General features: G+C 51.9%; 11 protein-coding genes and 1 riboswitch. Of the genes, 2 read left to right on the top strand and 9 right to left on the bottom strand.

Annotated elements, in window-relative coordinates:
* Together RDN69_RS04600 and RDN69_RS04605 are read right to left on the bottom strand one after the other, a co-directional pair.
* Window positions 1-178 (bottom strand): cob(I)yrinic acid a,c-diamide adenosyltransferase (locus tag RDN69_RS04600; RefSeq protein ID WP_288218298.1); only part of this gene is annotated, 178 nt, incomplete at its 3' end.
* A gap of 5 nt (window positions 179-183) precedes the next feature.
* On the bottom strand, window positions 184-1,344 hold the full coding sequence (locus RDN69_RS04605) for a YafY family protein (protein WP_024048424.1): 1,161 nt from the start codon (window positions 1,342-1,344) through the stop codon (window positions 184-186).
* 194 nt (window positions 1,345-1,538) lie between these two features.
* Window positions 1,539-1,663, top strand: a riboswitch (cyclic di-AMP (ydaO/yuaA leader).
* Between the two features lie 24 nt (window positions 1,664-1,687).
* Between RDN69_RS04605 and RDN69_RS04610 the strand changes: the two genes are divergently transcribed.
* A complete protein-coding gene (locus RDN69_RS04610) occupies window positions 1,688-3,559 on the top strand; it encodes an APC family permease (RefSeq protein WP_273259434.1) in 1,872 nt (623 codons plus the stop codon).
* Between the two features lie 45 nt (window positions 3,560-3,604).
* Here RDN69_RS04610 and RDN69_RS04615 read toward each other — a convergent pair whose 3' ends face one another.
* From RDN69_RS04615 to RDN69_RS04640, 6 genes are all read right to left on the bottom strand, one after another.
* Window positions 3,605-3,934, bottom strand: a complete 330-nt coding sequence (locus RDN69_RS04615) for an AzlD domain-containing protein (RefSeq protein WP_024048356.1) — start codon at window positions 3,932-3,934, stop codon at window positions 3,605-3,607.
* Window positions 3,928-4,311 carry an AzlC family protein gene (locus tag RDN69_RS04620; RefSeq protein ID WP_024048357.1) on the bottom strand — a complete coding sequence of 128 codons (384 nt, stop codon included), beginning with the start codon at window positions 4,309-4,311 and terminating at the stop codon, window positions 3,928-3,930. Before RDN69_RS04620 ends, RDN69_RS04615 begins: the two co-directional genes overlap by 7 nt.
* A complete protein-coding gene (locus RDN69_RS04625) occupies window positions 4,308-4,625 on the bottom strand; it encodes an AzlC family ABC transporter permease (RefSeq protein WP_024048358.1) in 318 nt (105 codons plus the stop codon). The genes RDN69_RS04620 and RDN69_RS04625 overlap by 4 nt, the downstream gene beginning before the upstream one ends.
* Before the next feature lie 834 nt (window positions 4,626-5,459).
* The gene (locus tag RDN69_RS04630) at window positions 5,460-6,599 is read right to left on the bottom strand and encodes a M20/M25/M40 family metallo-hydrolase (protein WP_024048359.1); all 1,140 of its coding nucleotides are present in this window, start codon (window positions 6,597-6,599) and stop codon (window positions 5,460-5,462) included.
* Window positions 6,596-7,789 carry a DNA polymerase IV gene (locus tag RDN69_RS04635; protein WP_288218295.1) on the bottom strand — a complete coding sequence of 398 codons (1,194 nt, stop codon included), beginning with the start codon at window positions 7,787-7,789 and terminating at the stop codon, window positions 6,596-6,598. The genes RDN69_RS04630 and RDN69_RS04635 overlap by 4 nt, the downstream gene beginning before the upstream one ends.
* Window positions 7,790-7,846: 57 nt before the next feature.
* Window positions 7,847-8,623 carry a hypothetical protein gene (locus RDN69_RS04640; protein WP_024048361.1) on the bottom strand — a complete coding sequence of 259 codons (777 nt, stop codon included), beginning with the start codon at window positions 8,621-8,623 and terminating at the stop codon, window positions 7,847-7,849.
* Between the two features lie 145 nt (window positions 8,624-8,768).
* Here RDN69_RS04640 and RDN69_RS04645 point away from each other — a divergent pair, with 145 nt between their 5' ends.
* A complete protein-coding gene (locus RDN69_RS04645; RefSeq protein WP_288218296.1) occupies window positions 8,769-10,121 on the top strand; it encodes a hemolysin family protein in 1,353 nt (450 codons plus the stop codon).
* Between the two features lie 379 nt (window positions 10,122-10,500).
* Here the strand turns inward: RDN69_RS04645 and RDN69_RS04650 are convergent.
* Window positions 10,501-11,354: cation:proton antiporter (locus RDN69_RS04650; protein ID WP_288218297.1), on the bottom strand; the 854-nt coding region annotated here is incomplete at its 5' end.

Consider the following 11,354-nt stretch of genomic DNA (forward strand, 5'->3'; position numbering starts at 1 on the left):
GATAGAGAAGCGGTGAAATTCCGTCCAAAATTTTCTGCTCGCTGTAGTATTCCGACTTCATGAACTGCAGCAGCCAGACTTTCAGACCGGCGCCGACGGCGCGAATCGCAAGCCCGATCGCGGCGGTGGTTTTGCCTTTACCGTCTCCCGTATAGACCTGGATATAGCCTCGTTTCATCGACGTCACCTCATCTCGACATGATCAAAATATAACGGTTCTTCATGGCGATACGCGTCCGCCATGGCGATGGCCGCCCGTTGCAGATCGTGCACCAGTGATGCCGGTGCCAGCACTTTCACGGCCGGACCGAATTGCAACGACCAGTGGAAGAGCGCGGTAGCGTTCACGGTGACTCCGACGACCACGGTTTTGTCCGTAACTTCGCTGATCGTGCAGGAGGTTCCGAAATCGTCCATGACGGCGTCCAAGATCTCGCGATCACATCGGAATAAACACGGTACCGCCGGTCCGGCAAACATGTTGACATGCTCCGCCAGATGCTTCGGTAAATGCAATTCGTCATCGCCCGACTGCGTCACTTCGCGCAGCGGACGAAGCTCACGGTTTTTTTCGATTCGCACATCCTGCATCCGATCGACGCGGTAATGCGAAATATCATCATGCCCTTCGGTATTACCGATCAGGTAGAAACGACCGTTCGTCGCAACCACCGCGTACGGGCTCACCCGGTAGCGATGCGGACGCTTGCGATGCCGGCGAACGCGCGGCCGCTGCTGCTTATCCGGACCGTATTGCAGGTAATGGAACACGACCGGTTGCTGCGTTTCAATCGCTTCATTCAAGACGTCCAACGAATACAGCATCTGCGCGTTGGCGGGACTTTCCTGCTGCCAGTTGAGCCAGCTCTCATTCGGAATGTTGTGAACTCCCAACGTGGGATTCGTATAATACCGACTTTGCAACCGCAACAGTTTTTGGATCATGTCCTCGACCTGCCGGGCCGGTAAATGCGAAAACAACAGGCCGTCAATGAGCGTGGTCAGTTCCACCGGCGCGAATTCATGCTCGTAATACCACGAACCGTAGACATTTTCCACTTTTTCGCGGCTCGCGCTCTTGCGCTGCCACGGTTTGTAACCGAGCGGATAGCCCGCTTCCAAGAGATTGACCAGGTTGCGTTTGACGGCTTTACGATCTAAGACCATTCCATAGTCTTCTTGCAGGTGCGTCAGAATCTGCTGCTGCGACAGCGGATGTTCGGGATCGGAAAAGCGGCGCAGTATCGTCAAGATGTACAATACACTCAGCTTCTTCGCCGGAATCTCGGACGGCGACGTCATCACGCGCAACTCCCGTTCAGTTGCTTTCGTTCCCTTTTGCATGGGCACACCTCCTTGCCGCAATGCTATCTGTAATTTCAGTATAGCACGATTTAACGCCATAAAACAGTCATAAAAGAGCATTTATGAACTTTTTAGCGGCGACGAAGTCCGTTTTGCCGACGGATTTATGTTACGTCGCCAGCCGCTGTTTTTTCCTATTTACAAGACATTTCCGCGGCGCTATAATGTGGAAGTAAAACGAAATGCCGAATTTTCTGACGGAAAACGGGGGAACCAAATCTTGGGGTGAATCGAAAGAGGAAGACAACCTTATGCTTCTAACCCGACAGCTAACCTCGTAGGCAAAAGGTAAGGTCCCATGGGACCGGGAGGTCTATTTTTCATGCGCAAATTTACATTTTCTTCATTTTCTCAATTGCTTTTAGGGCGCCCGCTCAAGAGTACGGAACTCAGTCACGAACGGCTGCCGAAGTGGAAAGCGTTGCCGATCTTTTCGTCTGACGCGCTTTCCTCCATCGGTTACGGTCCGGAACAAATCGCGCTGGTTTTGGTATTGCCGGGGCTGATTTTATACAACTACTTTCCGTGGATTATCGCGGCGATCGTGGCGTTGCTTTTCATCATTACGATTTCCTACGCGCAGGTCATCAAGGTGCATCCTCAAGGCGGCGGTGCCTATTCGATCGCCAAAGAGTATCTCGGTGAATACCCGGCGCTGCTCGCGGCGGCGAGTCTATGCGCGGACTACGTGTTGACGGTCGCGGTATCGGTATCATCCGGCACGGCGGCGCTGATTTCCGCGTGGCCGGCGCTCATACCGTACCAAATCGGCATTGATCTTTTCGCGGTGTTTGCGATATTGATGCTGATTAATTTACGCGGTTTGCGCGAAGCGTCCAACGCCTTTGTCTGGCCGACCTATGCTTTTTTGGTCACGGCGTTGATGCTCGCCGGATCGGGGATCTACCAAATTTTTGTGCTCGGTCGACCGCCGGTCATTTTGCCGCAAGCGACGACCACACTCACGCCGGGCACCCTTTGCTTTTTACTGTTGTTGGCTTTCGCCAACGGCTGTTCTTCCATGACCGGCGTGGAAGCGATCGCAAACGGCGCGGGCGCGTTTCGGGAACCGGTAGCGAAGAACGCGAAAAAAACGATTGCCGTAATGGCGATTATCCTGTCGACGCTGCTGATCTCCACGGGTTTTCTCATCGTGCATTTCGGCTTGCTGCCGAGCGCGGACCGCACCTTGCTCTCCCTCTTGGCGGAAACCGTGTGGGGACGCGGAACCGGTTATTTCATCTTCCAGCTGCTGACCATGGTGATTCTATATTTAGCCGCCAACACCGCGTACAACGGTTTGCCGCCGCTGATGTCCATTTTGGCGCAGGACGGTTACCTGCCGCGCTACCTCGCGCATCGCGGCGCGCGTCTTTCCTTTGCCAACGGCATCATTTTACTGTCGCTTTGCGCCGGCGGATTGATCATCGCGTTCCACGGCAGTGTGGAGCATTTGATTTCGCTGTACGCAGTGGGCGTATTTCTTTCCTTCACATTGGCCCAGGCGGGTCTTTGCGTGCATTGGCTCCGCCAACAGCCGCGCCCGTACGGACGACTCTTGCTGAACGGCTTCGGCGCGCTGGTCACGGCGGCCGTCGTGGGCATCATTTTAGTCACCAAATTCATTCACGGCGCCTGGATCATTTTAATCTTCCTGCCGATTTTAATGCGCATATTTAAGGCGATTCACACGCACTACGAAAAGGTACGGGAAGCGTTGACACTTTCCTCGGAAGAGCTGACGAATATTCTGTCGCAACCGGTCAACGAGCACCACGTGTTGTTGCCGGTCGCAAGTCCCACGCGCGCCGTCGCGCGCGCCTTGCGTTACGCGCGCGACATTACCGACGATGCGCACATTCACGCGCTCCATATCGCCATTGACGCGGAGGCCGGCGAACGTGTCCGCCAAAAATGGCACCGACTTTTGCCTGCGATTTCAATTGAGGTAATACCGTCGCCGTATCGGGATTTCTCCGAGCCTTTGTTGGATTACATCAAAGCATTTCGCGACCGCCACCCCGACGCGTCGATTGCGGTATTAATTCCGGAATTTGAGGTCGGCTCGGGCTGGGAGCGTCTGTTGCATAACCAACAAGGTTTGCAGCTGCGCTGGCAGCTTTTAAATCGATTTGACGTGATCGTGACAACCGTCCCGCTGCTATTGACGGATCCTCATGAGAAAAAAGAGTAAACAAAAAGAACGGACATTCCTGTCCGTTCTTTTTATTTTCTTTGCTTACGCGGCGACCAGTACGCTCAGACCGTAATGCACCAAAATGCTCGCGAGGACGATGAGCACTAAATTCGCGCGGTAAAACGCGAGCCCGATCGCAACCAGCAACGACACCGTCGTGGCGAGCAATGGCGTCTCCTCCATGCTGACAAATACGCCGGGCACGATCAACGCGCCCAACACGGCGAAAGGGATCAGAGCAAGCGCAAAGGAAAGTTTCGGCGGCACTTTATCCGCTCGCCAAAAGAACGGCGGCGCAATGCGCGGCACCAAAGTAACGAACCACATGCCGATCAGCAAAAGAATATAAAAGGCATCGCTTTGATTTACCATTGTAATCGCTTCTTTGCCGCCGTGACCAATGCGACCGCGCTGACTGTCGCGATGAAAATCGTCAAACCGTGGCCGATGCCGAGCAATGTCGCCAACGCGTACAACAGCAAATTCATCGTGACCGCGATCAGCGTCACCAAACGCGCCTGCGGCTGTTCCCGCAACGCCGGCACCAGCAGGCCGAGAAACATCGCGTATAAACCGATGCCCATGGAACTTGCGAGCGCGGGCGGCAATAAATCGGTCAGTCCGATGCCGAACGCCGTGCCGACTACCCAGGAGAGATAACCCGACAGACCGATCCCGATGACATACGCCGGCGGCAAGGCCTGATGTTTTTCCAAGAGCGCGACGGAAAATAATTCATCGGTCGTCAACGAACCGACCGCCAAACGCTCCGACTTCGTCGCCCCGCTTCCAAATTATGCGCGAGCCCCGCCGCCAAAAGCAGGTTGCGGGAATTCACCAGCAGCGTGGTTAAAATAATTTCCCACACGCCCGTGCCGGTAATCATCAAGTTCGCCGCCATAAACTGCGCGGAACCGGCGTAGACGACCGCGGATGACGCCAGCACGAACCACGCGGGCATGCCGTACACGGAGGATAAGACACCGTACGCGATCGCGATCGGCATATAGCCGATGGCAATCGGCACTCCTTTCGCCAAACCGCGGCGAAAATGCTTATTCATCGGCGTCTCCTCCTTGTTATAATAATTAGCCTACGGTAACAGATACCGCCGCGCGAAGCAAGATTTTTATCGTTTTATGCCGTTTTGTAGCGATAGCAATGCGGCAAAATGCAAATACATCGAAGCCAAATAAAAGCCGCATCGCACATTTCATTATCTTCGTAATGACACGACCCGTTTTCGCAAAAGAATAGGCTCGACCGCAAAAATGAGCGGATTCATCCATATCGCGTGTCTATATAAGCGTATTCGTCTACGCTAACGCGCTGCGTTGGCAACTTGTCCACGACATCGCCGCGAAACGCAGCAAACGGTGGAAAACCTTCTCGGAAAATACATTTTTACCTAAGCCAAACATTTAACAGCGCCGATTTTACACGTTTTTCTCACTTTAAATTGATTTTTGCCGTGCACAAAAATTATTTATCCACCGATCTATCCAAGTTATCCACTTCATTTTATTTCTTTATTTTGTTTTCAAACCATTGATTTAGCCTTTGCTTTACAAGCATCTTTATTTTTGTATCGGTAGTTATTATTAAGAAATCAAAAAAGTTTTCCACATAGATTGCTGTCTACTGACAGTGTATTGTTTGCAAAAACAGTGAGTTTACGCAATTCTCATTAAATTTATTGTATTTTTGACATGGACATGTGGATAAATGTGGATAAGCGTGTGGATAAACCACATTTTCTACACTTATCCACATGCTTTCCACAAATTTTATTTTGACGATGAAAATACATTTATTTCTTTTTATTCCGCAGTGTTCCACAAAAAAAGAGCCGCGAGGGCTCTTTTTTTAATGCTTAAACGACGATATTATTTGCGTTTCAGTGCTGCACGTGCGGCAACTGTTCAATAATGCGATATACCCATTCACCGGTTTGGTACAGGTGTTCTTCCAACAGGCATTCTTCCGGCGTGTGAACTTTGGTCATGCCGGTCGCAAGTACGGCTGCCGGGAAGCTGTGTTTATTGAAGTTGTTGGCGTCGCTGCCGCCACCGGTCGCGCCGACATTCGGTTCCAAACCCGCTTCTTTCGCCGCGCGTTTGGCGACTTCGATGCAGAGGCTGTTTTCATCGACCAGGTACGGCTGATAAATTTCTTCCACTTCGACTTCCGCTTTGCCGCCCGGGAAATCTTTTTCCACGGACATGAACGCTTCTTTCATCGCGTCCGTCTGCTGTTTCAATTTGGCCAAATCACGGCTGCGCGCTTCGGCTTTGACGCTACATTTATCCGCCACGATGTTCGTCGCGATGCCGCCGTCGATGAAACCGACGTTCGCGGTGGTTTCTTCATCAATACGACCGTACGGCAGACGCGCCAGCGCCGTGCCCATCATGACGATGGCGTTCACGCCGTCTTCCGGCGCCAGGCCCGCGTGCGAGCGTTTGCCGTGCATGGTGACGCGAATCGCGTTTTGACCCGGTGCCTGGTTAATGATTTTACCCGGCGCGCCGGACGAATCCATAACGTAACCGAAATCGATGCCTTGCGTAAGTTTCGTGTCGATATTGCGTGAGCCGCGTAAGCCGCCTTCTTCCGCCACGCAGAAGATGATAACGATCTTGCCGTGCGGCAGAGCGTTTTCTTTCATCAGGCGCAAGCCTTCCAAAATCGCGGCCACACCGGATTTGTCATCGCCGCCCAAAATCGTATCGCCTTTCGAAGTAATCACGCCGTCTTTCAAGACCGGTTCGATCCCCGCGCAGGGTTCGACGCAATCCATATGCGCCGTGAAAGCGACCGTCGGCAAGCCTTCCATCGTCGCACCGAAAGTGGCGATAATATTGCCGGCATTGCCGTTAATTTTGCTGCCCGCATCATCTTCTTTAACATCTTGCGCGCCCAGTTTTTTCAGACGTTTTTTTAGTAAATCGGCGACTTCCCGTTCATCACCTGTCGAGCAAGGGATGCGAATCAATTCGTAAAATTCGTTCAACATGCGTTCTTTATTAACATTCATCGTTTCTTTCCCCTTTCGTCACCGGTGGTTGTCTCACTGTCCCACCAAAATCCTCTGCGAATAGCCGTCGGGCCATATTTGTCCTGGAGTTTGTCGATCGTTTCCTGCGCCTTGCGCTCGCGCGCCGTGCCGTCCGCAAAGAGCGACATCGGCTCCGTTCCCGCCGGCAACAGTCCCGATACGGTCACGCCCAGGAGTCGTATACCTTCTGTGAGTTTAAGTTTATTATACAACGAGAAAACCGCCGCCGACAACGCCTGCGGTAAATCAATCGGATCGGCGAGCGTCACGGAGCGCGTAAGCGTCTTGTACGAACCGTAACGCAATTTCAACGTGACCGTGCGGGCGACCAGTCCTTTTTGACGCAAGCGGCGCGCGACGGTATCACTCGCCCGCAAAAGGTAACGGCGAATATCCGCATCCGCGTGGAGATCCTCCGCGAACGTTTCTTCTTCCCCGATCGATTTGCGCGGCGCGTGCGCGACAATGGGACGATCATCGCGGGCGTGCGCCAATTCCCAAAGCGTTTTGCCCTGCTGGCCGATCTGCCGCACCAATTGATCCGGATCGGCCGCCGCCACATCGGCGATCGTGACATAGCCGAGCGTTTCCAAATCCGCTTCCAACTTCGGACCCACGCCCCAAAGACGACGCACCGGCAACGACGCGATCATTTCCTGCGCCTGTTCATAAGGAATAATGACCAAACCGTGCGGCTTTTCCAAATCGCTCGCAAGCTTCGCTAAAAATTTATTGCCACCGATGCCGACCGACGCCGACAAACCGACCGCATCGTAAATATCACGTTGCACGCTGCGGCCGAGCGCTTTGAGCGTCGGAAACTGCGTCCCCATGCCGGAGATATCCAAAAACGCTTCATCGAGCGACAGCGGCTCGATTTCGGGCGCGTATCGATATAACACTTCATGAATCAACGCGGATACTTCACGATACACATGCATGCGCGGACGCACAAAAATTCCCTGCGGACAGCGTTGGCGCGCAATGCTCCCCGCCAATGCCGAATGCACGCCGTACGCGCGCGCTTCGTAGGAGGCGGTCGCCACCACGCCGCGCCGTTCCGAGGCGCCGACAATTACGGGCAGTCCTCGCCATTGCGGGTGGTCGCGTTGCTCGACGGAAGCGTAAAACGCGTCCATATCCACATGCATGATCCAGCGTCTGCGCATCGTATCTCCTTTCTAAAAAGATTCACCCGCCGCTCGACGGGTGAATCTTTTACTTGCTCATTTTTTCGACGCGACTTTCGGTTTCGCCGCGGGTTTTACCGCGGTTTTTCTCTTTGCTTTTGTCGTCGCGGCAGAACGTTTCGCTGCCGTTTTTCTCGTCGGCTCTTCCTTCACGGCTCGGTTTTCCACGACCGTCGTGACCGTTGCTTGCGAGCTTTCCTCTGCTTTTTTCAGTTGTTTCGCGTCGACTTCACTTTTATTTTTAGACTCTTTGTCTTTGTGCTTTTTTTCTTTCTTGTCTTTTTTATTCTTCTTTTCCTTTTTGTCTTTCTTTTTATCTTTTTTCTTTTTCTTCAACGACCATTCCTGCACGCGATCGCTTTCTTCATCGGGATCGTCGTCCGTTTCATAATTGTTGTCGTCATCATCGTCGTCATAATCATCGTCATCATCGTCTTCTTCCGATTTACGCTTGGCTTCTTCCCATTCCAGCCAATCCGCATCCCCCGTATAGGAAAACGTTCCGTCGCTTTCGTCATCGTCATCTTCCGCGAGCGCTTCATCCGCCAATTCATTATACAGAGTAATAATCTCATCAATCCGATCGCCGAGCTCCCGATAGCGTCTCAGACGCAAGCGAATCTGCTCTTCGGCAAATTCATACACCGCCGGTGCATTGGGGCCGTCCGCCGCCTGATCCATTTCCTGATGCTCACGACGTTGGGCGGAAAGATCTTCGAGCATATCCTGCCCGTCCAAAAGTTCGACACACACTTCGTGCAATAATTCACTTAATGTCAAACGATATGTGTCTACATCTCTGCGCTGTGTCATAGCTTCCTCCTTTGGCCATTGCCTTACTAACGTATTCGTCGCGCGACGGCGGATTCCTTTTTGCACTTCCCGTTTTTCTCTGTGCTATACTTCTACTATACTATAAATATGTAAATATAGTATTTTTTCGACAAGGAGAATGAATATGGACAGCGACCATCCCGGATGGCAAATCGCATTACTGTTAATTTTAATCATTGCGAACGGCGTTTTTTCCGCTACGGAACTCGCCATCGTCAGCGCCAAGAAACCGCGTCTCGCCCAGCGCGCGAGCCAAGGTGACAGCGGCGCGAAAGCGGCTCTTAAAATCGCGCAGGACCCGAATCAATTATTTTCGACCATTCAAATCGGCATCACCGCAATCGGCGTCATCACCGGTATGCTCGGCGCGTCGACTTTATCGGAACCGTTGGCCGCCGCGCTCACGCCGGCTCTGGGACAATACGCGCAAGCCGTCAGCCTCTTTTTGATCATGGCCGTCGTCACGTTTTTGACGCTGTTGATCGGCGAGCTCGTGCCCAAACGAATCGCCATCAACTCTCCGGAAAGCGTAGCCAGTTGGGTCGCGCGCCCGATGAATCTTTTCGCGCGCATCAACCTGCCTTTAGTCTGGTTTCTGACATTTTCCACCTCGGCCGCGTTGAAGCTCCTCGGCATTAAAATCAAAGCGGAGCAACCGGTTACGGAAGAAGAAATTCGTTTTCTGCTTCGCCAGGGCGCCCGTCTCGGCACGTTTGACGCCGACGAACCCGAACTCATTGATCGCGTCTTTCGCTTAAACGATATCCCCGCCGAATACATCATGACGGCGCGACCGCAGCTGGAATGGCTCGATCTAGCCGAAAGTGAAGAAGAACTCGGCGCGCAACTGTTGCGCTCCACGCACACGCGCCTGCCCGTCGGCTACGAATCGCTGGACGATTTTCGCGGCATTGTCCAATTGCGCGATCTCTTGTTATTGCGTCTGCGCCGCCCCGAGATGCGCTGGCACGCGCTCATCGCGCATTGCGTCACGACGCCTCTGTATATTCCCGAAACGCTCACCCTCAATAAAACGCTCGACCTCTTTCGCGCGAAAAATGCGCACGAAGCCATCATTTTAGACGAATACGGTTCGCCGGAAGGCATGGTCACACTGCACGATATTTTGGAAGAAATTTTGGGCGCCATGCCCGGCAGCGTCGCCGAACGTATCGAAGAACGTAACCGCATCGTCAAACGCACGCCGAATTCATGGCTCGTCGACGGACTGTTGCCGATCGAAGAATTTAAAGAATATTTTCAAATCACCGAAGCGCTTCCCAAAGAGGGCGAAGATTTTTACAAAACGCTCGGCGGTTTCGTTATCTATCTCTTCGGGTATCTCCCCAAAGAAACCGAGATCATCTCGTATCGCAACATGCAGTTTGAGGTCATGGATAACGACAACTACCGCGTCGATAAAATCCTCGTCACCAAAAAGGCGCAAGGCCCCGACGGAGAAATTAAAGAAGCCTAGTTGCATAATCCCCCCGCGCGTTTTATAATGACGGTAGATAAAGGCAGTAACCGCCGCTCGTATCTATAGCAAGATTCTTTTCGGTACGGAACGTAATCGACTATCGGTCAGTGATTTCGAATCGTAGGAAGACGCAGCCTTTTCCGAGCGGCGGTTTTTGATTGCAAAAAATCGGTGAAACGAATAAGAAACACCGTTTACGGATAATAATCGCTGCAAGCGGTACACCCTTCCCCTTCACAAATGAAGTAAATAAAAAAGCGACCCGACCGGAGCCTTGCTCCTCGAGTCGCTTTTTTGCATGCCGGCCGCCGCTGCCATTATTTTCTTTTCGCATTCCGATTGACATATTAATCAGACAAATAAATTTATCAGAATATCAGTCAGCTGAATCTCTATCTAATAATTTCTTATATGTAGAATCCATTCCCCATGCTCCCAACGGAGCCGTCACCACAATGGCCATCACCGCTACCGACAAAACAATGTTTCCGCATTCAAGTCCCGCCGCCAGCGGCACCGAACCGACCGCCGCCTGTACGGTAGCCTTCGGAAGATACGCAATCACGCAAAATAATCTTTCTTTCCATGTCAACATCGTTTTTGTCATGCATAGTAAAACGCCACAAGATCTAAAAAGTAGTGCCGTCAGAATCATTAATACGGCCATAATTCCTGCCTCTAATGTATAGCGGATATCTACTGCTGCACCCACTAAAACAAACAGCATTACTTCCGCCGCAAGCCACAGTTTTCCAAATTTTTCAGATAATCGTTTCGATACAAAAACGGTACTTTTCATTTTCAAAACACATGCCATGCTGACAACCGCCAATAAGCCTGATACCGCCACGATACCTTCCAACCAAGTTTCAATAGCAATCAGAAAAAAGGAAAAACCGAGGACGATGATTACTTTCATGCTGTTTCTTACGTAATACTTATGCGCATAAGCGGTTTCAAAAAACAGCCACAACAAATAGCCGACCAATGCTCCTAAAACAGCACCAAGAATGATCGAAATCGGCACCTTGAAAAAGTCTGTAATACCGGCGCTCCCACCTTGCGCCATGCCTAGAAATGTGGTAAATAATACAATTACAAAAATACCGTCACAAGAAATACCGGCCATAATCATCTGTGGGATTGCTTTTTTTGTTCCATATTTATTTTCCATGAAATGTACCATTTGGGGCATGACAACCGCCGGCGAAGCAGCGCCTAAAACGGCAC

It is taken from the genome of uncultured Negativicoccus sp. (assembly GCF_902480485.1).
In the GTDB taxonomy this organism is placed as follows: domain Bacteria; phylum Bacillota; class Negativicutes; order Veillonellales; family Negativicoccaceae; genus Negativicoccus; species Negativicoccus succinicivorans.